32 protein-coding genes, 1 tRNA gene and 2 pseudogenes are annotated in these 25581 nt (G+C 62.4%); 22 read left to right on the plus strand and 13 right to left on the minus strand.

The window, feature by feature from the left end; translation table 11 throughout:
• The first annotated feature begins 105 nt into the window (after positions 1-105).
• The 8 genes from IPM84_14355 to IPM84_14390 all read left to right on the plus strand — a co-directional run bounded on the left by IPM84_14355 (position 106) and on the right by IPM84_14390 (position 9500).
• Positions 106-3378 (plus strand): transglycosylase domain-containing protein, encoded by a 3273-nt coding sequence (locus tag IPM84_14355; GenBank protein MBK9093923.1) that lies wholly within the window; start codon positions 106-108, stop codon positions 3376-3378.
• Positions 3375-4136, plus strand: coding sequence for a 5'/3'-nucleotidase SurE (gene surE, locus IPM84_14360; GenBank protein MBK9093924.1), 762 nt, complete (start codon positions 3375-3377; stop codon positions 4134-4136). Before IPM84_14355 ends, surE begins: the two co-directional genes overlap by 4 nt.
• Before the next feature lie 74 nt (positions 4137-4210).
• The gene (locus IPM84_14365; protein ID MBK9093925.1) at positions 4211-5125 is read left to right on the plus strand and encodes a branched-chain amino acid transaminase; all 915 of its coding nucleotides are present in this window, start codon (positions 4211-4213) and stop codon (positions 5123-5125) included.
• A gap of 6 nt (positions 5126-5131) precedes the next feature.
• The gene (locus IPM84_14370; GenBank protein ID MBK9093926.1) at positions 5132-6040 is read left to right on the plus strand and encodes a DUF1648 domain-containing protein; all 909 of its coding nucleotides are present in this window, start codon (positions 5132-5134) and stop codon (positions 6038-6040) included.
• A 52-nt stretch (positions 6041-6092) separates the two neighbouring features.
• Positions 6093-6863 carry a glycosyltransferase family 2 protein gene (locus tag IPM84_14375; protein MBK9093927.1) on the plus strand — a complete coding sequence of 257 codons (771 nt, stop codon included), beginning with the start codon at positions 6093-6095 and terminating at the stop codon, positions 6861-6863.
• A gap of 2 nt (positions 6864-6865) precedes the next feature.
• Positions 6866-7870, plus strand: coding sequence for an ATP-binding cassette domain-containing protein (locus IPM84_14380; GenBank protein MBK9093928.1), 1005 nt, complete (start codon positions 6866-6868; stop codon positions 7868-7870).
• A 7-nt stretch (positions 7871-7877) separates the two neighbouring features.
• Positions 7878-8702, plus strand: a complete 825-nt coding sequence (locus IPM84_14385; protein MBK9093929.1) for an ABC-2 family transporter protein — start codon at positions 7878-7880, stop codon at positions 8700-8702.
• On the plus strand, positions 8703-9500 hold the full coding sequence (locus IPM84_14390; protein ID MBK9093930.1) for an ABC-2 family transporter protein: 798 nt from the start codon (positions 8703-8705) through the stop codon (positions 9498-9500). It abuts the gene before it with no gap.
• A 114-nt stretch (positions 9501-9614) separates the two neighbouring features.
• Here the strand turns inward: IPM84_14390 and IPM84_14395 are convergent, their stop codons facing one another.
• Both IPM84_14395 and IPM84_14400 read right to left on the minus strand, forming a co-directional pair.
• On the minus strand, positions 9615-10685 hold the full coding sequence (locus tag IPM84_14395; protein MBK9093931.1) for a polyprenyl synthetase family protein: 1071 nt from the start codon (positions 10683-10685) through the stop codon (positions 9615-9617).
• Between the two features lie 46 nt (positions 10686-10731).
• Entirely contained in the window at positions 10732-11775 is a 1044-nt protein-coding gene (locus IPM84_14400; GenBank protein ID MBK9093932.1) for a type 2 isopentenyl-diphosphate Delta-isomerase, read from the minus strand.
• Between the two features lie 226 nt (positions 11776-12001).
• On the opposite strand from IPM84_14400, the gene IPM84_14405 reads away from it, so the two are divergent.
• The 10 genes from IPM84_14405 to IPM84_14450 all read left to right on the plus strand — a co-directional run bounded on the left by IPM84_14405 (position 12002) and on the right by IPM84_14450 (position 16896).
• The gene (locus IPM84_14405) at positions 12002-12235 is read left to right on the plus strand and encodes an acyl carrier protein (GenBank protein ID MBK9093933.1); all 234 of its coding nucleotides are present in this window, start codon (positions 12002-12004) and stop codon (positions 12233-12235) included.
• Between the two features lie 176 nt (positions 12236-12411).
• Complete coding sequence (locus tag IPM84_14410; protein MBK9093934.1) at positions 12412-13029, plus strand: molybdenum cofactor guanylyltransferase; 618 nt, start codon at positions 12412-12414, stop codon at positions 13027-13029.
• Complete coding sequence (locus IPM84_14415; protein MBK9093935.1) at positions 12996-13355, plus strand: MGMT family protein; 360 nt, start codon at positions 12996-12998, stop codon at positions 13353-13355. Before IPM84_14410 ends, IPM84_14415 begins: the two co-directional genes overlap by 34 nt.
• Positions 13356-13375: 20 nt before the next feature.
• Entirely contained in the window at positions 13376-14188 is an 813-nt protein-coding gene (locus IPM84_14420; GenBank protein MBK9093936.1) for a carbon-nitrogen hydrolase family protein, read from the plus strand.
• Between the two features lie 49 nt (positions 14189-14237).
• A complete protein-coding gene (ltaE, locus tag IPM84_14425) occupies positions 14238-15272 on the plus strand; it encodes a low-specificity L-threonine aldolase (protein MBK9093937.1) in 1035 nt (344 codons plus the stop codon).
• Positions 15273-15366: 94 nt separating this feature from the next.
• Positions 15367-15439 (plus strand) — tRNA-Asp (locus tag IPM84_14430).
• Between the two features lie 211 nt (positions 15440-15650).
• A complete protein-coding gene (locus IPM84_14435; protein ID MBK9093938.1) occupies positions 15651-15917 on the plus strand; it encodes an AbrB/MazE/SpoVT family DNA-binding domain-containing protein in 267 nt (88 codons plus the stop codon).
• Positions 15905-16243: a type II toxin-antitoxin system PemK/MazF family toxin gene (locus IPM84_14440; GenBank protein MBK9093939.1), complete on the plus strand. Its 339-nt coding sequence runs from the start codon at positions 15905-15907 to the stop codon at positions 16241-16243. Before IPM84_14435 ends, IPM84_14440 begins: the two co-directional genes overlap by 13 nt.
• 76 nt (positions 16244-16319) lie before the next feature.
• Complete coding sequence (locus IPM84_14445; protein ID MBK9093940.1) at positions 16320-16553, plus strand: type II toxin-antitoxin system RelE/ParE family toxin; 234 nt, start codon at positions 16320-16322, stop codon at positions 16551-16553.
• 40 nt (positions 16554-16593) lie between these two features.
• Positions 16594-16896 (plus strand): HigA family addiction module antidote protein, encoded by a 303-nt coding sequence (locus tag IPM84_14450; GenBank protein MBK9093941.1) that lies wholly within the window; start codon positions 16594-16596, stop codon positions 16894-16896.
• Positions 16897-16923: 27 nt separating this feature from the next.
• Here IPM84_14450 and IPM84_14455 read toward each other — a convergent pair whose 3' ends face one another.
• The 6 genes from IPM84_14455 to IPM84_14480 all read right to left on the minus strand — a co-directional run bounded on the left by IPM84_14455 (position 16924) and on the right by IPM84_14480 (position 20376).
• Positions 16924-17424, minus strand: a complete 501-nt coding sequence (locus tag IPM84_14455) for a hypothetical protein (GenBank protein ID MBK9093942.1) — start codon at positions 17422-17424, stop codon at positions 16924-16926.
• A 59-nt stretch (positions 17425-17483) separates the two neighbouring features.
• The gene (locus IPM84_14460; protein ID MBK9093943.1) at positions 17484-18695 is read right to left on the minus strand and encodes a hypothetical protein; all 1212 of its coding nucleotides are present in this window, start codon (positions 18693-18695) and stop codon (positions 17484-17486) included.
• Complete coding sequence (locus IPM84_14465; protein MBK9093944.1) at positions 18692-18931, minus strand: hypothetical protein; 240 nt, start codon at positions 18929-18931, stop codon at positions 18692-18694. Before IPM84_14465 ends, IPM84_14460 begins: the two co-directional genes overlap by 4 nt.
• Before the next feature lie 28 nt (positions 18932-18959).
• Positions 18960-19247, minus strand: a complete 288-nt coding sequence (locus tag IPM84_14470) for a hypothetical protein (GenBank protein MBK9093945.1) — start codon at positions 19245-19247, stop codon at positions 18960-18962.
• Positions 19156-19974 carry a hypothetical protein gene (locus tag IPM84_14475; protein MBK9093946.1) on the minus strand — a complete coding sequence of 273 codons (819 nt, stop codon included), beginning with the start codon at positions 19972-19974 and terminating at the stop codon, positions 19156-19158. Before IPM84_14475 ends, IPM84_14470 begins: the two co-directional genes overlap by 92 nt.
• Positions 19975-20127: 153 nt before the next feature.
• Entirely contained in the window at positions 20128-20376 is a 249-nt protein-coding gene (locus IPM84_14480; protein MBK9093947.1) for a hypothetical protein, read from the minus strand.
• 85 nt (positions 20377-20461) lie between these two features.
• On the opposite strand from IPM84_14480, the gene IPM84_14485 reads away from it, so the two are divergent.
• From IPM84_14485 to IPM84_14495, 3 genes are all read left to right on the plus strand, one after another.
• Positions 20462-21031, plus strand: coding sequence for a hypothetical protein (locus tag IPM84_14485; GenBank protein MBK9093948.1), 570 nt, complete (start codon positions 20462-20464; stop codon positions 21029-21031).
• Positions 21032-21138: 107 nt separating this feature from the next.
• A complete protein-coding gene (locus IPM84_14490; protein ID MBK9093949.1) occupies positions 21139-21519 on the plus strand; it encodes a hypothetical protein in 381 nt (126 codons plus the stop codon).
• Positions 21440-21961 carry a hypothetical protein gene (locus IPM84_14495; protein ID MBK9093950.1) on the plus strand — a complete coding sequence of 174 codons (522 nt, stop codon included), beginning with the start codon at positions 21440-21442 and terminating at the stop codon, positions 21959-21961. Before IPM84_14490 ends, IPM84_14495 begins: the two co-directional genes overlap by 80 nt.
• Positions 21962-22291: 330 nt before the next feature.
• On the opposite strand, the pseudogene IPM84_14500 reads toward IPM84_14495, so the two are convergent.
• The 3 genes and pseudogenes from IPM84_14500 to IPM84_14510 all read right to left on the minus strand — a co-directional run bounded on the left by IPM84_14500 (position 22292) and on the right by IPM84_14510 (position 23360).
• Positions 22292-22584 (minus strand): annotated as a pseudogene (locus IPM84_14500) (hypothetical protein).
• A gap of 199 nt (positions 22585-22783) precedes the next feature.
• Positions 22784-22945 carry a hypothetical protein gene (locus IPM84_14505; GenBank protein ID MBK9093951.1) on the minus strand — a complete coding sequence of 54 codons (162 nt, stop codon included), beginning with the start codon at positions 22943-22945 and terminating at the stop codon, positions 22784-22786.
• 97 nt (positions 22946-23042) lie between these two features.
• Complete coding sequence (locus IPM84_14510) at positions 23043-23360, minus strand: HigA family addiction module antidote protein (protein MBK9093952.1); 318 nt, start codon at positions 23358-23360, stop codon at positions 23043-23045.
• 146 nt (positions 23361-23506) lie between these two features.
• On the opposite strand from IPM84_14510, the gene IPM84_14515 reads away from it, so the two are divergent.
• Entirely contained in the window at positions 23507-23797 is a 291-nt protein-coding gene (locus tag IPM84_14515) for a DUF3800 domain-containing protein (GenBank protein MBK9093953.1), read from the plus strand.
• 162 nt (positions 23798-23959) lie between these two features.
• Here IPM84_14515 and IPM84_14520 read toward each other — a convergent pair whose 3' ends face one another.
• Both IPM84_14520 and IPM84_14525 read right to left on the minus strand, forming a co-directional pair.
• Positions 23960-24268: a hypothetical protein gene (locus tag IPM84_14520; protein ID MBK9093954.1), complete on the minus strand. Its 309-nt coding sequence runs from the start codon at positions 24266-24268 to the stop codon at positions 23960-23962.
• A 42-nt stretch (positions 24269-24310) separates the two neighbouring features.
• A pseudogene (locus tag IPM84_14525) lies at positions 24311-25551 on the minus strand (NAD(P)-binding domain-containing protein).
• Between the last annotated feature and the right edge of the window lie 30 nt (positions 25552-25581).

Genomic DNA, 25581 nt, shown 5'->3' on the forward strand with positions numbered 1-25581 from the left:
GGGGGGCGGCGCGGGGGGCCTGGAACCGGCGTTGGCTGTCCTGCGTTACACCGGCGGGCGTATGCCTGCTTTTCCCCTGGTTTACCTGACTGACTTGATCGAACTATGACAAATCGCACGCAACAAATCATCCTTTGGCGCCAGAAACGGCGCCGCCATGACCGCCAGCGACCGCACCCCTGGCGCTGGTTGTTCCAATTCAGCCTGAGCGGGCTGGCTATCTTCTTCCTGATCTTTGGCGGCGGCGCTCTGACCGCCACCGCCGCCGCGGCCGGCGTCTATGTGTACTTTGCGCAGAACTTGCCGGACGCGGCGGCCATCGAGACCGAGCAGGAAGACTTTGCCACGGTCAAGATCTTTGACCGCACGGGCCAGCATCTGCTGTACGAGTCCATTGACCCACGGCCCTTTCGTGGCGACCGCACCTACCTGCCGCTCAATGAGATGTCGCCCTGGCTGGCGAAAGCCACGATTGCCCTGGAGGATCGCAGCTTTTATGAAAATCCAGGCATCAACCTGCGCGGCCTGGGGCGCGCTTTTGTCTCCAACCTGCAGGGCAACTCTGTGCAGGGCGCCAGTTCCATCACCCAGCAACTGGTGAAAAACGTGCTCATCCCGCCCGAGGAACGGGTGCAGCGCAGCTACACGCGTAAGATCAAAGAGGCCATCATGGCCGTCGAGGTGACGCGACGCTACCCCAAGGACCAGATCCTGGAGTGGTACCTCAACTATAACTTCTACGGCAATGCCGCCTACGGCGTCGAGGCTGCGGCGCGCATCTATTTCGACAAATCAGCGGCCGATGTCACCCTGGCCGAGGCTGCCATGCTCAGCGCCCTGCCGCAGTATCCCGGCCTGAACCCCATTCAGTCCCCGGAGGATGCCTATCGCCGCCAGCGCAAGGTGGTGGATGCCCTGGCCGAGGCCGGCTACATCAGCGCAGCCGAGGCGGAGGAGGCCAAGGCTTATGCGGACACCAAGCCGCTGGCGGTGCGCCTACGCGCAGCCGAGCGCTTCGAGTATCTCGACGCACCGCATTTTTCGCTCTACGTGCTGGATGAACTGCGCCGCGCGTACAACACAGCCGATGACCCTTACTTCATCTGGCGCAACGGCCTGCAAGTCTACACGACGCTCGATTTGGATCTGCAAAAGAAGGCTGAAGAGGTGGCGCGCGCCCAGGTGGCGAAGGTGCGCGAGAAGAACAACGTGCATAACGCCAGCGTTGTGGCCCTGCGCCCCACCACCGGCGAGATCGTGGCAATGGTGGGCAGCCTGGATTACAACGATGAGGAGAATGACGGCGAAGTCAACGTCGCCATCTCCAATCGCCAGCCCGGCTCGTCGTTCAAGCTCTTCACTTACCTGACGGCGTTGCAGCAGGGCTACACCCCGGCCAGCATGATCGTGGACGTGCGCACCGTTTTTCCTGACGCCGAGGCCCCCTATGTGCCAGAGAATTACGACCGCAAATATCACGGGCCACAGTTCCTGCGCGATGCCCTGGCGCGCTCGTACAACATCCCGGCCGTCTGGATGTTGAGCAAGGTCGGCGTCAAAAACGTGATCAACACCGCGCACAAGATGGGTATCACCACCTTGCGCGACGATTACTACGGTCTGGCCTTGACCCTGGGCGGCGGCGAAGTCAAGCTGCTCGATATGGTCTATGCATTCAGCCTGCTGGCCAATGGGGGTGTCATGGCCGGAGATGCGGTGCCCGCAGAGCGCCAGGCCGAAGGCCTGCGCACGCTTGACCCCGTGTCCATCCTGCAAGTGCGTGACAAGAACGGCCTGATCATCTATGAGTACAAGGAGCCGAAGCTGGCGCAGGTGGTTTCGCCGCAAGTCGCGTACGTGATGTCCAACATCCTGTCCGACACGGCGGCCCGCTGGGCAGCCTTTGGGCGCCCCAACGACCTGGAAATCCCAGGGCACACCGTGGCCGCGAAGACCGGCACCACCAATAACTGGCATGACAACTGGACGGTGGGATATACGTCACAACTCGCCGTGGGCGTTTGGGTGGGCAATACCGACAACGAACCGATGGACAAGATCAGCGGGTTGACCGGCGCTGCGCCCATCTGGAACCAGGTGATGACGTATGGCCTGGACAATATGCCTGATGTGCCTTTTGTGCAACCGCCTGGTATCAGGAAGATGACCGTTTGCTACCCGTCTGGCCTGCTGCCGACGGCCGAATGCCAACAGAAACGCACCGAGATTTTCATCGAGGGCAGTGAGCCAAAGACCTATGACACGGTCTGGCGCGCGTTCGAGGTCAACCGCGAGACGGGCAAACTGTCCACACCCTACACGCCGCCAGAGTTGATCGAACGCCGCATCTATCAGATTCTGCCGCCGGAAGCGGCCGACTGGGTGGTGGAGAGCACCATCCCGCAACCGCCCTCGGAGTATGACACAGCCTATGGGCAAGGGCCGGTCAATGACGAGGTGGCGATTATTTCTCCAGGAACCTACAACTACGTCAAGGGGCTGGTGCCCATCACCGGCAACGCGCGTGCGGGCGATTTCCGTAACTATCGCGTGGAGTTTGGGGAGGGCCTGAACCCCGGCGCCTGGACGCAAATTGGGCCGGAGCATGGCGATCAGAAGCAGAATGACACCCTGGAGTTCTGGGACACAACCACGCTGGACGGCCTCTACACGGTGCGCCTGAGCGTGACCGAAGGCAGCGGCAATGCGCGTACGGCCGCCACCCAGGTGACGGTGGACAACACCGCGCCGCGGGTCGAGATCGAGCATCCCTTCACCGGCAAGCTCTATGTGATGGAAGATGACGAGTGGGTCAGCATCACGGCCAATGCACGTGACAACTGGTCCATGGATCGCGCGGACTTCTACCTGGACCAGCAGAAAATTGGCTCCAGCACCGTGGCGCCGTTCAATGTCAAATGGACGATCAAGATGCTGAACCTGAAGCCGGTACCCGGTTCGCCGCCGGTCATGGGCACGGAGGTGATCACCAATACCGACGGCACGACCACCACGCAGGAGATTGTGGTCAGCGAGGTGGTGGTTGATCCGCAAGGGCGCATTATTCAGCGTTTTCACAGCGGCATGAGCGCCATCGTGGCCGCAGGTAAATACACGGAGACCCATCAGATCTACATCGAAGCCTTCGATTCGGCCGGCAACAGCACCAAGACTGACCCCATCACCATCCTGGTGACGCACAAGGCGAAGAAGAAGGCGACGGCCGCGCCGTTGTCATGGCTGCTGCCGGTCCGGCTGGGCGCGGCAGACGAAAAACCGGCGCCGGCCGAGCTGGGGGTGGCCGCGTTGGCCTGGCTGCGCCCAGTTGACGGCGCTCCCAACTTGGCCGATAATAGGCCCCCCAGGGGCACGATGTGAAACGAATTCTAATTACCAACGACGATGGCGTGCAATCGCTGGGGCTGCTGGCGTTGAAACAGGCACTGGCGCCCCTGGCTGAGATTATCGTCTTCGCGCCTGATCGCAACTGGAGCGCGGCCGGCCACACGAAAACCATGCACAAGCCGCTGCGTGTCAGCCAGGTGACGCTGGCCGATGGGTCGCCGGCCTTTGCCACCACCGGCGCGCCGTCCGACTGCGTGAGCCTGGCGCTGTTGGGTCTCGTGCCACAGGCGCCTGACCTGATCGTCTCTGGCATCAACCAGGGCGCCAATGTCGGCCATGACATCACCTATTCGGGCACCGTGGCCGGCGCGATGGAAGGGGTGGTGGCCGGTCTGCCGGCGATTGCCGTTTCGGTGGAATGGAGCGCAACCATTGATTATGAACCGGCCGCCGCGGCAACGGCCCAATTGGTGCGCCAGATCTTTGCGCATGGGCTTCCCCCCAATAGTTTCTTGAACGTGAACGCGCCGGCGCTGCCGCGTGACGCGATCCGTGGCTTGCGACGTACCCGGTTGGGGCAGCGCGTCTATCATGACAAGCTCATCGAGCGCCATGATCCACGCGGGCGGCCGTACTATTGGATTGGCGGCGACCCACCGGGCGGCATTCCCGACGAGGCCGGCCAGACCGACGTGGGCGCGTTGGCGTTGGGTTTCATTTCGGTGACGCCGCTGACGCTGGACATGACCGACCAGGCCCTGCTGGGGGCGTTGGCGGCGTGGGGATTGTAAGGCCGATACCCCGATGGCGGAGGACAACCTGCGCGGGGGATTCTGAGACGATTAGCATTAGGTGGGAGGACTGAATGACGAAGTACGCGTTTTTTGAAGGCGCCGTCGTGCCGTTGGAGCAGGCTACGGTCAGCGTCATGACGCATGCCTTGCACTATGGCACGGCCTGTTTTGGCGGGATTCGCGGCTACTGGAACCCTGAGCACCAGAATCTGTATATCTTCCGCCTGCGTGACCATTGCGAGCGTTTCCTGATGTCCACGCGGCTGCTGCTGATGAAGCTGCCTTTCAGCGCGGATGATTTGATGAACATCACGCTTGATCTGGTGCGACGTGAGGAGATGCGCCAGGACATCTACATCCGCCCCCTGGCGTACAAGGCGGAAAAGATCATCGGTGTGCGCTTGCACGATCTGCGTGACGAAGTGACGATCTATGCGGTGCCTTTTGGACGCTACATCGAGTCAGAAGAAGGCGCCCATGTCTGCACCTCCTCCTGGCGACGGGTGGACGACACTTCGATCCCGGCCCGTGGCAAGCTGGCCGGCGCCTATGTCAACTCGGCATTCATCAAAAGTGAAGCGCTGATGAACGGCTTCGATGAGGCCATTGTGCTCAACCAGGACGGCCATGTGTCAGAAGGCAGTGCCGAGAACATCTTCATCGTGCGCAACCGCACGCTGATCACCCCGCCGGTCAGCGACAACATCCTGGAAGGCATTACCCGGCGCACGTTGATTGATCTGGCTACCACCCAACTTGGCCTGCCGGTGGTCGAGCGCAGTATTGACCGCACCGAGCTGTACGTAGCCGATGAGGCTTTCTTCTGCGGCACGGGCGTGCAGGTGGCGGCGATTGCGTCGGTGGATCGGCGCCCGGTCGGCAGCGGCAAAATGGGGCCGATCACCAATGAACTGCGCGACCTGTACTTCGAGGTCGTGCGCGGCAACGTGCCACAGTACAGCGACTGGTGTACGCCGGTCTTTTGAGGCGCCATGAGCTTTAAGTCCGCCTCGACGTCAGAGGCCTGGCGCGGCGTGCTGGCGTGCGCCGGGGTTATGCTTCTCGCCGCGCTACTCCTGCGCCGGCTGGTTAGCCTGCCCATTTCGGGTTGGGTCTTCGCCCTTGGGCTGCTCGTCCTGGCCTGCCTGCCCGTCTTGATCTACCTGGGGTATCGCACGTGGAGCACCCTGTCGCTGGAATACTGGGTGGATCGCGACGCGGTGACGATTGCGTGGGGGCCACTGCGTGAGGTGATTCCGTTAGGCGCGATTCAGCACATGCAGCGGGGCGGCTTTGCCAATGTCCGGGGACGCTGGTGGGAATGGCCCAACCCATTTCTCACGCGCGGCGACGTCAGCGGGGTGGGACACATCGTCAGCCTGGCGACACGCCCGGCGCCGGAGCAGGTGGTGCTCTTTACGGAGCAGCATGACCGGGAACGAACTCATACAGTCGGCTATGCGTTGTCCCCCAGCGCGCCGGCGGCCTTGATCGAAGCCATCCAGGCACGCTACGAATTAGGGCCAAACCGCCTGCGTCGCCTGGGCCGCAAGGTGCCTGCTGTCTGGCAATGGGACATCTGGCGCGACCGCATCGGCCTGGGCATGGTGGGGATCACACTGCTGCTCAACCTGGCGCTCTTTGGCTATCTGTGCATGCGTTTCCCCAGCCTGCCAGCCGCGCTGCCCTTACATTTCGATGCCGCCGGCCAGCCCGATCGTCTGGGCGCACCGGCCTCGTTGTTTGTGCTTCCGGTCATCGGCCTCGCCACCCTGATCTTGAACGGGGTCTGGGGGAGCCTTCTCTATTCTCGCCAACGCCCCGGAGCCTACCTGCTGTGGGCCGGGGCGCTCTTGGTTCAATTCCTTGCCGGCTTTGCCCTGCTCAATCTCATTGGCTAGGGCACAACTGGCGTCAGATTCTTTTACTCGGGAAATGTAGATGCAACCCGCTATGACGCAATCACGGACTGATATCGCCACGCCGCCTACGGCGCCGGCCAGCGGGGCTGTCCCGCTGCTCACGATCGTCATCCCTGCGTACAATGAGGAGTCTCGCCTGCCGAGCTCGCTCTCCAAGATTGACGCCTTCTTGCGCCAGCAGCCCTATCAGGCCGAAGTGCTCGTGGTGGAAAACGGCAGCCGGGACGATACCAGCGGCATTGTCGAGCGTTTCTGCGCCGATCATCCCTATGTGCGCCTGCTCCATTCGGTCAAGGGCAAGGGCGCTGCGGTGCAGGTGGGCATGCTGGCCGCGGCCGGGGACTATGCGCTCATCTGCGATGCCGACCTGGCCATGCCGATCGCAGAAACGGCCAAGCTCCTCAGCGCGGTGCAGAACGGCTTCGACGTAGCGATTGCCTCACGCGAAGGCGAAGGGGCGGTACGCTTCGCTGAACCATACTATCGTCATCTCATGGGGCGCGTCTTCAATACGTTGGTGCGCATCTTAGCCATTCCGAGCCTGCAAGATACGCAGTGCGGTTTCAAGCTGTTTCGCCGCGCTGTTGCGCACGATGTCTTTGCGCGCCAAACCATGGGCGGCTGGGCTTTCGATGTCGAAGTGCTGGCCATCGCCCTACGCCGCGGCTACAAGGTGGTGGAGGTGCCCATTCACTGGTATTTCATGACCGAAAGCAAGATCAGCGCCCTGCGCGACACCGTCTCCATGGTGCGCGAGGTGTTCAAGGTGCGGCTCAATGTGCGCCGCGGGTTGTATGATTAGCCATGAGTAGCATCGAGGTCAAAGACCTGACCAAGGTCTACCGCATCAACCAAAAGGATCCCGGTGTGCGCGGCGCGGTCAAGGCGCTTTTTCGGCCGCGACATCAGGACAAGGTCGCCGTAGATCACATCAACTTCCGGGTGACGCCAGGCGAAGTGGTCGGCTATATCGGCGTCAACGGCGCCGGCAAGTCCACCACGATCAAAATGCTGACCGGCATCCTGGCCGCGACGAGCGGCGCCGTGCAGGTGATGGGGCGTGACCCGCATCGCCAGCGCGTGGCCAATGCACGTGAGATTGGCGTCGTCTTTGGGCAGCGCAGCCAGCTCTGGTGGGATCTGGCGCTGATCGAATCGCTCAATCTGATCGGCCAGATCTACGAAGTCAAGCCTGCTCGTTTTCAGGAGCGCCTGGCACAGTTTTCTGACATCCTGGAGTTGAAGCCGCTGCTCTCGGTTCCCATTCGCAACATGTCCCTGGGTCAGAAGATGCGCGCCGAGCTGGCCGCGACGCTGATCCATGATCCGCGCATCGTTTACCTCGACGAGCCGACCATTGGCTTGGATTTGATCGTCAAAGAGCGCATCCGTGAGTTCATCCGCCAGGAGAATCGTGAAAACGGCACGACCGTCATCCTGACCACGCACGACCTGGGCGACATCGAGGAACTGTGCCAGCGCATCATCATCATTGACAGTGGCAAGCTGATCTATGATGGGCCGCTGAGCACCATCCGGGATCGCTTTGGTAAGTTCCGGGTAATCACGTTCGAGATGGCTGCTGACGTGGGACCGCTGACCGCGCCGCCGGGCGCCGAGGTGATGCCCGTGCCAGCCGATGATGCGGCGGCCGGCCGCAAGCTGGTGCTGCGCTTCAACCGGCTGCGCACCACGGCCAGCCAGGTGGCCGCGGCCATCATGAATCAGGCCGACGTGGTAGATTTTTCACTGGCCGAGCCAGACCTGCCGAGCATCATCAAACAGATCTACAGCGGCGCGTTGGACTGAAGCAGCCATGCCCAGCTCTACCTGGCAGTTTCTGAAATCGAAATGGCGGGTTTACGGCGCCTTAGCCGCCATGGAGCCGAAACTCTTCCTGGCCTATCGCATCTGGGTCTGGATGGAGTTCATCGTGCAGATCGTCGCCATGACGATTTTCGTCTACTTCTGGCGCGCGGTGTATCAGAACGCCAACACCCTCAGCGGCCTCAGCCTGACACAGACCCTCAACTACGTGCTGCTGGCGCAAATTCTCGCGCCGGTCATGGCCACGCGTCTCATCTTTACGATGGGTTATGGGATGCGCGAAGGCATGATCGGCATCGAACTGCTGCGCCCGGTGGACTTTCAGGCGCGCTACTACGTTGAATCGCTGACCGATGTCGTGGTGGCGCTCATCACCAAGCTGCCCCTCCTGCTGCTGGGGGTGCTGATCTTTGGAGTACACCTGCCGGCCGATGTGCTAACCTGGGCCGTGTTCGCGGTCTCGCTCTTCCTCGGCTTTACTGTCATCTTCTTCTTCGATTGGATTCTGGCCTGTCTGGCCTTCTACACCACCGAGGTGTGGGGATGGAGCTATCTGCGCTACGGCCTGGGCCTTTTTTTCAGCGGTGCGCTGGTGCCGCTCGACATGATGCCCGACTGGCTGCGCAGCCTGACCCTGGCGCTCCCCTTTGCGCAGTCGCTCTACGTGCCGGTTTCACTGCTCAGCGGCATCACGCCCCTCGCCGGCGCGCCGCGGCTGTGGCTGGTGCAGATCCTCTGGCTGGTGGGGATGGCCGTGGCCTCCCGGCTCGTCTTTCAGCGCGCCATTCGTGCGGTCACGGTGCAAGGGGGTTGAATGGGACAGGTGCGACGCTATAGCCGCCTGTACTGGTTGTTCCTGCTGCAGCGGTTGAAAATCCTGATGGAATACCGGGCCAATTTCCTGATCGGCGCGTCCTCCACGGTGTCAGAGCAGGCTGCCGGTCTGCTGATGGTGTGGGTGGTGATGCGCCAGATTCCCAACCTGGCCGGCTGGAGTTTTTACGAAATCCTTCTGGTTTACGGCCTGGTGGTGCTGGCAAAGTCCATCAATCACATGTTTGCCGACAACTTGTGGACCATTGGGCATGACTATATCCGCAGCGGCGGCTTCGACCGCTTCCTGGTGCGGCCGATCAACCCGCTCTTTCACCTGCTGGCCGACCGCTTCTGCCATGATGGCGTCGGCAATTTTGCCGTCGGCCTGACGCTGACCGTCACCGCGCTGCGCACGCTCGACGTTGTGGTGACGCCGCTGACGGTGCTCTACCTGGTCGTTGTGGTGCTCAGCGGCGGCGTTATTTTCATTTCCCTAAACCTCATCACCTGCACCACTGCGTTCTGGATCGTGGAATCCATTCCGGTCACGCGCATGGTGTTCGAACTGCACGAGTTCGCTAAGTACCCGCTGACCATCTATCAGCGCGGCATCGGCTTGCTGCTGACCTGGCTGATCCCCTATGGCTTCGCTTCGTACTACCCGGCTTCGTATCTGCTGGGGCGTGATGTCAGCCTGCTGGCCTGGCTCAGCCCGCTGGTAGCCGCCACCCTGCTCATCATCGCCTATCGGGTCTGGCTTTTCGGCTTGGATCACTACGCAGGAACAGGATCGTAGCCCGCCGAATGAATTCGGGGCGAAGGGGCCCGCCGAATGAATTCGGGGCGAAGGGGCGTTCCGCCGCCAGGTCGGCCTGCGCCGACCGGATTTGCGTCCACGACGCCTCACGCATTACGCCTGGCGGTCGAGCAGATGCAGGGCCAGGTCGCGCAGATGATCGCCGGCCGGGGCTGTCAGCCGCGCCGCTTGCAGCGCCTGCAGCGCGGCCGTGCTGTAGGTTTCCACCAGCGCCGCGGCGTGGGCACGGGCGCCGGCCGCCTCCAGCAGTTCCAGGACCGCAGGCACCTCGTCAACGGTCAGGCGGGGGCGGGCGTAAAGGCTGCGCAGCGCGGCGCCCTGCGGGCCATTGAGCGCCGACAGCACTGGCAGCGACTTCTTGCGCGTCAGGATGTCGCTGGCTGCCGATTTGCCCGTCTTCTGTTCATCGCCCCAGATGCCGAGAATGTCATCCTGAATCTGGAACGCGAGACCGAGCGACTCACCGAAGTGATGCAGCGCGCTCAGTTGCTGCGTTTGTGCGCCCCCCAGCCCCGCGCCCATCTCCACACTGGCCGCCAGCAGCGCGGCCGTCTTGCCACGAATCATCTGCAGATAGTCATCCGTGGTGACATCCAGGCGGGCCTCGAAGCCCATGTCCAGGTGCTGACCTTCGGTGAGGGCGATGCAGGCATGGACGAAACGCTGCACCGTCTCCATGACCTGCACAGCCGGCACGACGGGCGCCAGGTTGAGCAGGCTCTGAAACGCGTGGGCAAAGAGGGCATCTCCGACATTGATGGCCTGCGGTCGCCCCCACAGCGCCCAGACCGTAGGGCGATGGCGGCGCGTCGGGCTGTTGTCTTCCACATCGTCGTGTACCAGGGAAAAATTGTGCAGCAGCTCCAGCGCGGCCGCGGCCGGTAGAGCGATGACCGGATCGCCGCCGACGGCCGCGCAGCTCAGCAGGCAGAGCAGCGGGCGGATACCCTTGCCCGTGTTAGCCTGCACAGGGCGAAACTCCTCATTCAGCCAGCCCATATGATAGCGCATCATCGCATAGTGCGTCCCTTCGGCCAGGCGCGGCGAGGCCAGGGTCTGGCGCAGGGTCAGTTCAACGCGCGGCAGGTAGGCGGATGCAAAAGAAGAAAATGAAGAAAATGAAGAAAAGGAAGAGAAAGAAGAAGAAGCGGGAAAAGAAGGCATGGACTGTCATACTCCTTGCTGTATGGCGCGCCGCGGTGGCAACACCTCAGGCGACGCGCACCAAGCGGCCCGGCGCGCGCAGCTGTTCCAGGTTGCGCGCCCCGGCACAGAACATGCCAATGCGCATCTCTTCGACCAGGGTGTCAATCGTATCGAGGACCGCTTCGGTCGAGACCGCGGCGGCTTTGAGGAACGGCCCGGCCAGGCCCACCGCGTCAGCGCCCAGGGCCACACACTTGAGCACGTCCAGGCCGCTGCGGATGCCCCCGCTGGCGATCAGAGGCACGCCCGGCAGCGCAGCGCGACATTCGGCCAGGGCCGTCGCGGTGGGCAGACCCCAATCGGCAAAGGCGCGGGCCAGGCGGCGCAGGCGCTCGGTGGGCGCCCGGAAAAGCTCCACCTGACTCCAGGAGGTGCCGCCTGCGCCGGCCACATCAATGGCCGCAACTCCGGCATCGCACAACTGCCGCGCCAGGTCACCGCCGATGCCCCAACCAACCTCTTTGGCAATGACCGGTACGGGTAACTCGCGACAGACCTGCGCGATCTTAAGTAACAGGCCGGACCAATCCCAGTTGCCGTCGGTTTGCAGTGCTTCTTGCAGCGGATTCAGATGCAAAATGAGCGCATCGGCCTCGATCATCTCCACCGCCCGGCGGCAGTGATCCACGGTGTAACCGTAATTCAACTGCACCGCGCCCAGGTTGGCCAGGAGAAGGATGTCGGGCGCCACGTGGCGCACCTGGAACGTGACGGCTGTCTCAGGCGCCTCCAGCGCCGTGCGCTGCGAACCGACACCCAGGGCCAGGCCGCGGGCCTGTGCCGCCTCCGCCAGGCGTTGATTGATCTCCTGTGCGCGTGCGGTGCCGCCTGTCATGGATGAAATCAGAAGCGGCGCTGACAGGCGTTTGCCCAGCAGAGAGTGCTGCAACTCAACAGCGCCTAAATCAAGCTCCGGCAGCGCCTGGTGACGCAGGCGGTAAGACTCCAGTCCGGTGGTCAGGTTGGGGAAAGTGACATCTTCTTCCAGGTTGATGCGAATGTGGTCGGCCTTGCGCTCCTTGTGGGGCTGGCCGCGATCTGCCTGCATGGCGTGTCTGTATCCTTCCGTAACTTTGTTTGTCATCTGGTGTTCCAGACGTGAGGCGAATGAAGTTCGTCACCATCTTACCAAGTGGTCATAGCCTTGTCAAGTGCCTGAATTGACAGTGCCTAGTAACCCTGCTAGAATAGTCAAAAGGTTAAGTTGAGTAGCCCCGCTGTGACTTCTCAAGCTATCATTGGCGAGCAAGACGTGTAAAGGGAGGAATTCTCACGTGAACGACACTTACGATCGGATCAAGGCGATCATCGTCGAACAGTTGGGCGTGGACGAAAGTCGCGTCACGATGGATGCCAGCTTTCGCAAGGACCTGGAGGCCGATTCACTCGACCTGGTTGAGTTGATTATGGCCTTCGAAGAGGAGTTTGGCGGCGAGATCAGCGACGAAGAAGCTCAGACGATTACCACCGTGGGCGAAGCCGTGGCGTACATGGACGCGCATGCGTAGGTAGGGGCATGCGCTGAGGGACATACCGGGGTTGCCTGGCAATCGCCGGTTTTTTGTGCCCAAATGTCTGACAAAGGCCCGCTGACAAGGGGGAGTGACTCACGCCTGACTCGAGCGCCAGGCGCGCAGTTACAGGCCAATCGGTCAAGCGGGCTTTTGTTTGGGAGCGGTTAACGATGACTGGCATCTCGGCAATCATCCTGGCCGGCGGTGAAAGCCGGCGCATGGGCAGCAACAAGGCGCTGCTGTCCCTGGACGGGCAGCCGCTGATTGCGCGTACGGCCGCATGCCTGCGCCCGCTGGCCGATGAGCTGATTGTCGTGACCAACACCCCTGAGGCTTATCAGTTCCTGGTGGCCGATTTTGCTGCCCGATTGATACCTGACGCCCTGCCCGCGCGCAGCGCCCTGGTGGGGCTTTACTCCGGCCTGCGCATGGCCCGCGGCGACCTGGCACTGGCGGTGGCCTGCGACATGCCCTTTCTGAACCCGGCACTGCTGGGCTTCATGTTGACGCTGGCGCAGGCGGGGTACGATGTGGTGGTGCCGCAGGTGAACGACCTGCTGGAGCCGCTGCACGCCGTCTATCGGCCGGCCAGCTGTACGCCGGCTGTCGAACGCCATCTGCTGGCGGGTGACCGGCGCATGATCTCTTTTTATGCGGCTGTGCAGGTGTGCCAGGTGACAGCCGCGGACGTGGCGCGCTTCGACCCTGGGCGCCTGTCCTTTGTCAATGTCAACACGCCAGAGGAGTGGAAGCGATGGCAAATGTTTTCGAGCGCGTCAAAGTCCTGACCCGACTGATTCCACGCGGCCGCGCGGTCACCTATGGCCAGGTGGCGGCCTGGATGGGCGAGCCACGCGCCGCGCGCACGGTGGGCTGGGCCTTGCACGGCTTGACACACGAAGAGGCCGCTGGCGCCGTGCCCTGGCATCGGGTGCTGGGCAGGGCTGGCCCGCACTATGCTCGCGTCACCACCAGTTGTGAAACGCACAGCGCCGAGCTCCAGCGCCAATTGCTTGAGGACGAAGGTGTCGAGTTCGATCAGCACGACCGCATTGACCTGACCCGCTTCGGCTGGGACGGCCCCACCTGGCCCGTCCTGGAACAGATCTTGTAACCCATCGAGGAGAAAGATTCATGCGAGAAATTACGATTGCCGTGGTGCAGTTTCAACCAACTCTGAACGAACCGGACGAGAACATCCGCCGCATGTCCGATTTTATCAACAAAATTTGCACCGAGCAGCCGGTTGACCTGGTGGTTTTCCCGGAGCTGACCACCACCGGCCATGAATGTGGCCTGCGCTTCACCGACTATGCCGAAACCGTGCCTGGCCCCACCGTCAGCCGCATCGCCAAGGATGCCGCGCAATACAACACCCATGTCGTCTTCGGCATGGTGTCCAAGGCCAAAGTAGAGAGTGTGCTCTACAACACCGCGGTGGTTATCGGGCCGGACGGGGAACTGATCGGCAGCTATGGCAAAGTTCACCTCAAGGGTGAAGAACGCCTGGCCTTCCGCAACGGCTTCCGCTTCCCGGTCTTCGAGACGGAATGGGGCAACCTGGGCGTGCTGGTCGGCTGGGACATGGCCTTTCCCGAAGCGGCGCGCAGCTTGGCCCTGGATGGCGCGGACGTGGTGGCGGTGTGCGCCAACTGGGAGCTGCCGCATCAGGACGAATGGCGCGCCTACTGCGTGGCCCGCGCGTGCGAAAACTCGGTCTTCGTCGCGGCGGCCAACCGCGTGGGCGAGGAGCCGAGCTACCAGTTCTTTGGCGACTCCATGGTGCTCAGCCCGCGCGGCGAACGCTACACCGGCCTGGAAGACAACGCCGAAGGCTACGGCATTGCGCGCATCAACCTGGACCTGGTGCGCCAGGCGCGCGAGGAGTTTCAGCTCTTCCAGTGCCGCCAGCCGCTGGCCTATCGGAATGTGGTGAGGAAGTATTAGGAGAATGCTGAATGCTGAATGCTGAATGCTCAGAGCTGAATGATGAGTGATGAAGATCATTGATTTACGTTCGGATACGATTACGCGGCCGACGCTGGCGATGCGGCTGGCGATGGCGAACGCGGTGGTGGGCGATGATGTGCTGGGCGATGACCCAACGGTGCAGCGGCTGGAAGCGCTGGCCGCGGCGCGGCTGGGCAAGGAAGCGGCCCTGTTCGTCGCCAGCGGTCATATGGGCAACCTGGTCTCCCTGCTGACGCACTGCGGCCGCGGGGATGAGATCATCGTGGGCGATCAGGCGCACATTTTCTATTATGAACAGGGCAGCGCGGCCGTGGTGGGCGGTATCCATCCGCGCACGGTGCCCAATCAGACGGACGGCACGTTGGCTCTCGATCAGATCGAGGCAGCGATTCGGGGCGATAATGTGCATTTTCCGCGCACGCGCCTGATCTGCCTGGAGAACACGCACAACCGCTGCGGCGGCGCGGTGCTCGACGTGGCTTATGTGCAAGCTGTCGGCGCCCTGGCGCGGCGCCATCAGCTCAAGCTGCACGTGGACGGCGCGCGCGTGTTCAACGCCGCGGCGGCGCTGGGCGTGGAGGTCAGGGAATTGGCAGCCGACGCTGATTCAGTTTCCTTCTGCCTGTCGAAGGGCCTGGCCGCGCCGATCGGTTCAGTGGTATGCGGCTCGCACGGGTTCATCCAACAGGCACGACGCAACCGTAAACTGCTGGGCGGAGGCATGCGTCAGGCCGGCGTGATTGCCGCGGCCGGCATCGTAGCCCTGGAGCAGATGGTGGTGCGCCTGGTGGACGATCATGCCAACGCGCAGCGCCTGGCCGCGGGCCTGAGTCAGATTCCCGGCCTGGCCGCCGACCCCGCGCGTACTCAGACCAACATCGTGATGTTCGAGCTGACTCGCCCGGACATGACCCCCGCGCACCTGCAGAGCGCCCTGGAGGCGGCGGGCGTGCGCCTGTTCACCGTCGGCGGCCGGCGGCTGCGCGCCGTGACTCACTACGAAGTCAGCGCGGAGGACATCAGCGAGGCGCTGGAACGGATCGCGGGCGTCATGGCTTGATGTGACCGCGTCCTTTGCCGCCTGAAAACTTGACGAAAGCCCCCGTGCATGGTAAGATGCCGTTCGTCAGGTTGAACACAGTTCAGCTCGACAAGGGGGCGTGGTGTAGCGGTTAACATGTCGGCCTGTCAAGCCGAAGACCGCGGGTTCAAATCCCGTCGCTCCCGCTCGAACAAAGGCGCCTGTGCATTTATTGCACAGGCGCCTTTGTTTTGCCGGCTGGACGCAGGGTTATTGAGCCGTAACCGTTGTTTCCGCAGAAGTTCGCTGTCATGCCGATCCTTACCTTATTGCGTAGAGGAAATGTCCCGCCCTGACGGTTTGACACCCGTCATTGAGGTAATTATAATGTAATTACATCTGTTGAGGAGGAAAGCTATGACAGTCGCGATACAGACGCGTATCGTGCGCATCGGCAACTCACAGGGGATTCGCATCCCCAAGCCGCTGTTAGAGCAGGCTGGGATTGGCGACAGCGTAGAGCTAGAAGTACACGACGGACAGATCTCCATCCGGCCGGCGCGCCGCGTCCGCGCGGGCTGGGCCAAAGGGTTTGTTGCGATGGCGATGGCAGGAGATGATCCACTGCTGGATGGCGCGCAGCTTACGGCCACAACCTGGGACGAGGAGGAATGGGAATGGTAACTGGCCCGGTGGATCGGTTCGATGTCTACCTGGTTCTTCTCGACCCGACCCTGGGCAGCGAGATACAGAAAACGCGGCCGTGTCTGGTCGTATCGCCAAACGAGATGAACCACCACATCGCGACAGTAATCGTGGCGCCCATGACCACGAAAGGCCGGCCTTACCCAACCCGGGTTCCCTGTACCTTCGAGGGCAAAGAGGGACAGGTGGTACTCGACCAATTGCGCACCGTTGACAAGCTCCGGTTAGTGCGCCGGCTGGGCCGCATCGCGGAAGAGGTCCAGGAAACGGTGTTGATGACGCTGGCCGAGATGTTTGCGTCTTGAACGCCTGCTGCCTGTCAGATCGAGTTTTTGGATCGGTCCATGATATCATGGGCCGGCGGCCGCGCTGCGCAGCAACATGGACGCGGCCGAGTACAAGCACGTCCGCAGGGAAATCCTCTTCATTGATGCCCGCAAGCTGGGCGCGATGACTGCGCTCGCTGACCTGACGCTGTTTCCAGGCTGGCGACTCGAACAGCTCAAGGAGGACAGAACCGGCCAGTACAGCATTCGCATCAACGACCAGTACCGGATTTGCTTCCAATGGAACGGGATCGACGTCCTGAATGTCGAAATTACCGACTGCCACTAAGCGCCGCAGCGAAAATCATGGCGCTGACATCGAGGCTAGTATGACGATTACACCACGACGAGCGATCGCAGTGCATCCTGGCGAGATCCTGCAAGAGATTCTCGACCAGAACCAGATCACCCAATCCCTGGTCGCTGAGCGCCTGGGCATGGCGCAATCCAAGATCAGCGACATCTGCCGCGGCAAGCGGGGTATGACGCCTGACATGGCTATGCGGCTGGGCAGACTGTTCGGGCAGAATCCCCGCTTCTGGCTCAACATGCAGGAGAACTGGGAGCTTAGCCAACTGAACGAGGCAGCCTATGCCGGAATCGAGCCGATTCATCTGCAGACGGCAGTCTAGCGGCCGAGCAAGCCGCAGTTGTCACTCTTACAAATACCGCGCCACGGCCATCAGCGCCAGCGCCGCGGTGGCCAGGATGGTGCTCCATTGGCTGCTGGAGGCCAGCTTGGCCTGCAAGCGTCCCATCTCCGCCAGTTGTTCCGGCTGGGGCGGGCTGCCCGCGACCTGCATCTGGCCGCCCAGCGCGGCGAGCTTGCCCGCTGTGGGGGCGGTGGAGAAGGTGCCGAGCAGGAAGGCCCCGATCCCGGCCAGGGAGCCGAGGGTGAGGCCGATGCCCAGGGGGCTGCTGATCCAGGCCCAGGAGAAGCCGGAGAGCAGCCAGTAGAGCAGCAGGCCGGCGGCAGTGGTCAGCATGGAAGCGATGCCCATGGCCTGGGAAATGGCAGCCATAGGCAAGTGCCGTTCGCTGCCCGGCCCGGCCTTGCGCGCCCCCGGCAGGATGACCAGGGCCAGCATTAGGGCGCTGCCCGCCCAGAATGTGCCGGCAGCGATGTGAATCAAGCGCAAGATGATCAAGATGAGTTGCATGAGACCTTATCTCCTTACATGAAATGATTGGAATGGGTTCAACCTGACTCCGCAGGCGGTTACGTCGCCGTTCCCGGCGCGGCGCGCAGGCGCAGCAGATAGGTGATGATGGCAATCAGGATCGCCGTGCCCATGATCGGTGCGAAGACCTGCTTGACCGGCGCGGACTGCAGCATCAACCCCACGACGAAGCCGACCAGGCCCACGTTCATCCCCCAGAAGATGACGTGATCGGCCCACGGCCACAGCGAACGCCGCCCGCTCGCCAGCTCCGCCGCCAGGCCCAACAGCCCGTTGGTCATCACGCCGATGAACATGGCGTGATTCATGGCAAAGACCATCCAGAAGGGGATCTTGGAGAAGTCCGGCGGGTCGCCATAGGCGCCGGTGATGAAGCTGACGATCATGGTGGTGATCAGGGCCAAGTTGGCGACGAGGAAGAAGGCGCTGATGGCATAGTGCCGGGCCGGGCCGCCCGCCAGCCAGCGCACGGCCAGCATCTTCGGCCCCAGCCGTACCAGGTAGATGATGATGCCGATGACCTGGAAGGGAATGTACAGGCCGATCAGCATGGGGTCGTTGGCCAGGGCGCCGAAGGTGATGATCACACCGCCGATGAAGGGCAGGATCACCTGCGCCCAACCGGCTTTGCTGGCCCGCTTCTGCGCCGACTCCGGGTCGAGCCGCCATTCGCTGAGGGCCATGCCGGCCAACACCAGGTAGCCCACCACCATCGTGGTCGGGTGAGTGAGGAACAGGCTATCGGACAGCGAGGGCAGCCAGCCTTTGAGCCAGATGCCCATCAACACGCCCAGGATGGCGCCGATGGTCAGGGTGGTGGCGGCGGCGGCCATGCCCAGCCGAGGCGTGCTCAGGGGCGCGCCGCGCAGCATCGCCACGATCCAGGCGTAGAAGCCCAGGAGGGCCGCCAGGGTGAGGCTGCCTCCGGCCAGGCGCAGATCCAGGTTGCCGGTGTAGAAGGCGTAAGCGTAGAAGATGATGGACAGGGCGGTGACCACCCCCAGCCAGCGCGGGGCGGACGCCCGCCAGCCGCTGACCGTTCGCCCCTCACAGAAGATCCACAGGCAGGCGGCGATGAAGCCGAGGGTGATCCAGCCCAGCGTGCCGGCGTGGACGTGCGCCATCAGCATCGGGCGGGCGAACTCCATCGCATCGAGGCCGTTGAGGATGCCGACGACGACGGTGAAGGAAAAGATCAACAGCCCGGCTTGCAGGAGCAGCTTGATCTCGCGGCGGAATTGGGTGTTCATGCCGTCCCTCCTTTGCGAGCCATCAGATACGCGGCCTCGCCGGCCAGGAAGCCGGAGCCGCAGCAGTTTTCCATCAGCTTCTCGATGTAAAAATGGGGGCCGAAGTCCGCTTCTACCTCACCGGGCTGCATCGGCCCGAAGCCGAACAGCGCCCAGATCAGCCGGTCGTACCAGCGCAGCGGCCACTGGTGGACATAGAGAATGAACTGGCTATCCGCGTGGGTCAGGGGCAGCACTTGCCCTGAGCCTTTGGCGAGCGCCCGGCTACAGCGCCGCCTCCACTAAACGCAGCGGGAACATCGGCGATTCGGTCGGGACGATGATGCGCTGCATCTGCAGGCCGGCGTTTGCCAGCAGCGCGCGGAACTCCTCGGCCGTGCGCTCCCGTCCGCCGATCTGCACCAGCATGTGCAAGTCGTAGAACGCGCTCATCGCGTCCACCGGCTCAGCGATCACCCGGTCAATGATGAGCAATTTCGAACCGGGCTGCATGGCTTGCCGGCAGCGTTCGAGGATGACCGCACACTTCGCATCGGACCAGTCGTGCAGCACGGCTTTCAAAATCAGCAGGTCGGCCGAGGGCACGCTCGAAGAAGCTGCCGGCCACCACCTCGGCCCGGTCATCGATCTCGCCCAGCACATGGTTCGCAACCACGCCCGGCATATCGAAAAGGATGCCGCGCAGATGCGGGTTGGCTTCCATGACCCGCTTGAGGAAGGCGCCCTGGCCGCCGCCGACGTCGCAGACAGTGCGGAACGGGGAGAAGTCATACGCCGGCACGAGAGCGGGGTCGGTCATCTGGGCATAGATCGCCATTTGCTGCTGGAAGGGCAGGCCCAGTTCCGGGTACTGCTCCAGATAGTCGAAAAAGGGCATACCCATCACATGCGTGAAGGCGCTCTCACCGGTGGCCAGGCTGTAGGCAAAGTTCTGCCAGGGGCGCTGGTAGCCTTCTGTGCCCATCATCTGAATGCCGTTGACCATGCTGCCGGGCGTGTCCTTGAGCATCATCCGGCCCAGGTTGGTGAGCGCGTAGCGGTCGCCCTCGCGGGCGGTGATGTCGAGGGTGGTCGTCATGCGCAGGGCGCGGTAGAGCGTGTCCCGGTGCAGGCCGCACGCGTCGGCGATCTCATCCACGGTGCGGGGTTGGCCGGCCATCTGCTCGATCACGCCGGTCTTGACGAGGCTGTGGCAGAGCATCAGGCTCGCCCAGCCCTGCACCCACTGGAAGAAGCGGGCCTGAGGCGGGACGGCGGGCGGGGTGTTAGGTGTGGTCATCTGTTCATCTCCTTTGGCAAATTGCCATTCATCTTGATCGTCCCGCAGGGGGTTAGCCAGCCTGCGGGACAACCTCATTTCCTACTCTGTCTTCGCCTGCCGCAGGAACGGCAGCCCTGTGACACCGATGGTGATGTGGCTGTACACAACCGATTACTGTTCGATGTTGTCCGATAGTTCGCGTTCGATGTGTTGTTCTGTTGGCTCACCTCCCTTCATCCAGGCCATCAGGTGCGCGCTGAGCTGGTCCAGGGAGGTGAAGCCGGTCCGCCGGCCCGTTTGCGGGTCTTCCAGGCTGATGCGCCGGTCCGCCGGTCCGCCCGGGACGCTGCTGGCCGCCTCCCACAGGCTGAGCACGAAGATGCGATAGCGGCCTGGCCGGCTCTTGGAATGCTGAGACATGTGTACTGGCTTACCTCTCGAATTCGTGCTACACTTGCCCCATCATAGCACGGCATCGTTTAGAGATCGTTTATTGGGGGACTCCATGATGCAAGAGCTCAAAATCCATCTCTTCGGTGGCGTGGAGATCGCGCTGAACGATGTTCCCCTTGGCTCCTTCTCTCAGGCACAGATGGTCCCAAAACGCAGTTCGGTAAATTCTTTCAGGCGCACGAACTCCTGTTGGTTCTCGACAATCTCGAACACCTGCTCGACTTCGCCGACATCCTGGTTGAATTCCTGCGAGATCGCCCGCAGCCTGGATTTTCTTGCCACGTTCCAACGCGACATTCCCGAACGACAAAGAAGCCTGCGCGCGGTTTTCGATTCCTCCTGGGCGCGCCTCACGGCGGAAGAGCAAAACGCCTTCCTGCGCCTTTCGACGTTCCTCGGCGGGTTTACCCTTCCCGCCGCGCAGGCTGTGGCGGACTGCCCGTCTTCCCTGCTGGCATCGTTGACCGACCGCTCTTTCGTGCGCGACCCGGAAGGGCGCTACTCCATCCACGAAGTGTTGCGCCAGTATGCATGGGAGAGGAGGCTGAGGCGGCATTTGCGCTCGACCAGTTGGGCGCTGCCGCCAGCTGACGGGAGACTCCGAACAGGCGCAGGGATTTAGCTTAGGAAGCCGTTGAAATTCGCCGCAGGTTGAACGACCAGTCGGCGCTGGCAAATTCCTCCTGAGTTTAAGCGGCGCGCTGTATATGTTGGGCGATTTCGAGGGCAATGTCGGAAACGTCTCAGTCGGGTTTACAACTGGCCGAAACGCTCGGCAATCGTCGCCTGGCCGCCCATTTCAACGTCTCTCTTGCAAACGTCGCATACATCCGGGGCGCGTATGCCGCGTCTCGCCGTCAATTGGCACAAAGCCTTGCCATTTACGAAGAAATTGCAGACAAGGAAAGCCAGGCATTGGCGCTCCATTTGCTCAGTCGGGCGACGCTTGCCCTGGGCAAGGCAACCGAGGCGGAAAAGCTCAGCAGGGGAAAGCCTCATCCATCGCCGCGAGATCGGAAACAAGGGCGGGATGGTGGAAACCCTGACGATGTCAGGGCGGATCGCCTGCGCCACCGGCAGGATTCAGGACGCGAAGGAGTTCTACCATGAGGCGCTCGCAATTGCCGTAAACATTCAGAGCGAACCCGTCGTTGCCTACGTTTTCATCGGGCTGGCGGAGTTATTGCGAAGGGAAGGCAAGGAACTGCAGGCGGCGGAAATGCTGGCCTTCGCGAGCCGCTATTCCGGTTTTCCCGACGCCCGCGCCGAGGCCGCGCGGCTGCGAAGGGAGATAGAGGCGTCGCTCCAGCCAGGCGCCTGGAATTCCGCACAGGAAACCGGCCGGCGGCTGCATTTGGAACAGGTGGTTGAACGATTCGGGGCGGATGTCCGACGTCGTGGCAGCCATGAGATACCTGAGTACCTGAGCCTCAGCGTGAGCTTCGACTATGACCTGGTGGACGGCGCGCCCGCCGCGCGTTTCGTCCAGCGCTTGAAGGAACTCGTCGAAAGCGGCTACGGGATAGAACAAGCAGCGGAGGAACGTGGATAGAGCGCGCCGATGCTTTGCCGCGGTGGAGTTTCATGTCCACGTCTGTTCTTCCGGCACCCAGAGTCCCTCGAGGCGGCCGTGGATGGGGGCAGGTCGGTGTCGCGGTAACCGGGAAGAAGTGGATGCACTCGGCCAGCACCTCGTCTGGCGGTGGCGCCGGCTGGTCGAAGCTGAGCCTTGCGCTCCACAGCGGCCGCCATGCCTGTCGCCATCCGGGGGTGTCGCACCATCTGCCAGCGCTGCTCGCCTCTACACGGCGCCGTGACCACGAACGCCACCGAAATCTGTAGTTGCGTCTCACCCCAGTGTAGCCAATCTGATGCAAGTCCGCTAGGCTGCCATGAGTTCCGGGTGGGGCGCAATATGCTTGTGCGCCTCCACATAGATGCGAAGCGCGGCGATCATGCGCTCTTCTCGCTGCCTTGCGCCTGAAACCAAGCGAGTAGATCCGGATCCACAGGCACAACAACCACTACCTGGCCTTCGGGCATCCGCCAGACGGCTCTGGCGAAGAACGACTCGTCCAGCAGCGGAACCTCTGACCGGTCAATCATCTCATCTGTCAACGAGTCAACCAGCGCCCAATTGGTCTCTGAGGAGTTGTTCATATTTGATCCGCTCATAGCTTGTTGCCTTCATCCTGGTTCCATTCTACCATTCCCAGTTGTTGCCGTCAAAGCGCTGCGTCAGCGACAGGGCATGACCAAGTGCGCCGACTCCATCATAGACTGCCGATTATCCAAAGTTCGCGCCAGTTGAATAGCGCGCCTGATCTCTCGTTTCTGCAACGACTTATCGCCGCCCAACAGAAGCAGATAGACCTCAGAGTGAAGGAAAGTGTTCATCAACAAGCATTGTATCCGATTGGATACTATCCTTCGGACACCGGCCGCGACAACTCAAAATCGTCGTCTCGGCCGCGTCCTTGATGCGGTAGAGGAGGGCGGTCAACAGATCGGCGAACTGCGTCCAGTCGGCGGGCATAGGAGGCTCCGGCTGGGAAATCCCAGGAATTTCCATGCGGAGTTCTTCGAGAGCGGCGCCAGAGGAGTACACAGCGTGCGCCCAGAGGTGTTGCTGGCTAGGCAGGAACCGCTAACGGTTGGATGCGCATCAGGTCCGCCTGGCTACGCCGCGCCAACTTCCAGAGGTCCCTGGCCTGTTGGGCGTTGAGCCAAAACGCAGCGGAGTTGCCGAAAAGGCGGGACAGGCGCAGCGCCATCAACGGCGTGATCGCCCGCTCCTCGCGCAACAGCTCGTGAATGGTCTGGCGCGATACGCCTAACGCCGCAGCCAGTCCGCTGGCAGTCAATCCGTAGTCTGGCATAAAATCCTCGCGCAGCATCTCGCCGGGATGCGTGGGTGGAGTCTGCCGTTGATCTGTGTTCGCGATTGCCATCGTTCTTACACCTCAATGATAGTCCGCAATCTCAACTTCGTAGGCATCACCGACGGCAAACGTTCTGATCATGCGTGGATTGTAACGCGCCACGTGACAACTGTCAAGGTAAGATATCGGCCCGGCTGGACTTCTACCTCTACTTCGTGACTGAGCTGATCCGGCTGATTCCCCAGGACAAACGTGAAGGCGCAACCTTGATTCTGGACGAATTCGGCTCAGCCGCCACACAGCGGACGGAGCTACGCCGGTTCATGACGGCCAGAAGCATCCCGCGTAGCTTCAAGCGCATCCTGGTCAAGCGCTCCCGAAGCGAACCGTTGCAGGTTGCCGATCTCATAGCAGGGGCGGTCCTACGGCGCGATGCCGAGGCGGACGCCGAAGCCTACGAATACGTGACAGGGAAACTCAGGCAAGTTTGGGAGTATCGAGGATAACAGACAATAACCCGCCCCGCTAGCCCGATCCTTCACGCAGAAGGGGGGCAGGCCGCCATCCTGGCGATTGCGGCGATTCTGTTCGTCCCGCTGCTGATGGCAGAGCGCGCCGCCCAGGGGCCGGCTGCAGGGGCACCTCATGGTTGTGGGATGCAAACGGAACTACGCCACGATGTTGTAGAACTCCCGCCGGCCCGACTCAACGAGCGGCATCATGCGGGCGAACCAATCGCCGAACTCCGGCATCGCGAACTCCTCGGCGATGAACTGCTGCCACGCCGCGAAATCGGCCACTTCGATTTCGGTGACGACCGTGAAGAAGGGGCCGCTCGCATCGGTCAGAGTGCGGTTGCCGCGCAACTCAATACTGTGCTGGCCATGCCGCCAATGCTCGGCGATCTCCCCGAAAAGGGCGACCAGTTCATCGCCCCGACCATACTTTGCCTGAAAGACATCACGTACCAGTAACATCGTGTACTCTCCTGTTCTTAATGGATTGCTCATTCTGATTGCTCATTCTGATTGCTCATCCCCCTGCGATATGCCCGGCGATGAACCGGCATCGTCGCCCACGCCCAACAGCAGGCCGGATTTTTGCGTGTGCAGCCAGGGCATGCCGACGAAATAGAGGCCGGAGTAGGCTGTCACCCGCGCTGTTGCAGCGGAAAGCCATCAGCGTCGGTCACGGGCAGCTTCACCAGGCCGAAGTCGAAGTTGTAGCCCGCCGCCCAGATCACCGTCGTGATTCCAGCCTCTTGCACGTCCAGTTCTGTGATGATCGGCTGGTCGTAGCCGTCTCGCAGCCCAACCCGTCGTTCCTCCGGCGCAGCCAACCCGTTGCGGGCAATATAGCTGTCAATCAGGCCGACACGCGGGCTTCGAGTTGGTCAGACTTGGCCAGGGATTCGTGCAGATCGGGCGCCATGCCGAGCCGGCCATCGCTTGCGCCCGTCAGGTGGCCTAACAGCGTCACGCCATCGCGGGCGAACTGGTGCAGGTTGAGATCGTGCCCGCCGCCCGCGCCGGAGACGTGCGGATTAGCTGCGAACCGCGCTTGGGGCGAGGGGAGCATGTCGGGCGTGCGGTCGAAGAAGCCAGCCAGGGTCAGCCACTCGTAGGTATCCTTGCCGCGATAGCGCCGCGGCGCACGGCCGGCGCCGCCCACGCTGTGGAAGACCCGCCGGCCGGCCTTGTGCAGCTCCTCGGCGATCTGGCAGCCCGACTGGCCGCTGCCGACCACGAGTACGGCGCCGGGCGGCAAGCTCGTCGGGTTGCGGTAACCCTCGGAGTGCAGTTGCAGCACATCTGTCGGTAGTTCGGCCGCAAACGCGGGGATCTTGGCGCGCTGGAAGAGGCCAGTGGCGATCACCACGTTTTGCGCCGCGAAATCGCCTGCGGTCGTGCGCACCCGATAGCCGGGACGATCGGTCAGTGGCTCGACCGCGGTCACGTCCACCCCAAACGACACCGGCAGAGCGTGGCCGGCCACGTAGTGTTCGAAGGCAGCTACGATCTCATCGCGTGGCATGAACCCATCCCGGTCATCGCCGGCGTACTCCGCGCCCGGCAGCCGGAACGTCCAGTTGGGCGTCACCAGGGTGAAGCTGTCCCAACGTTGCCGCCAGGCGTGGCCGGACCGGTCGGCCTTCTCCAGGACGATGTGCTCGCGGCCGTGCTGCTTGAGCCAATAGCTGGTGGCCCAGCCCGGCCTGCCCGCCGCCCACGATGACGGTCTCGGCGCGTTTTGTGGTCATCTCAATCCCCAATTGAATGCCCATACGACA

The sequence above is a fragment of the Candidatus Amarolinea dominans genome, assembly GCA_016719785.1.
Lineage (GTDB): Bacteria > Chloroflexota > Anaerolineae > SSC4 > Amarolineaceae > Amarolinea > Amarolinea dominans.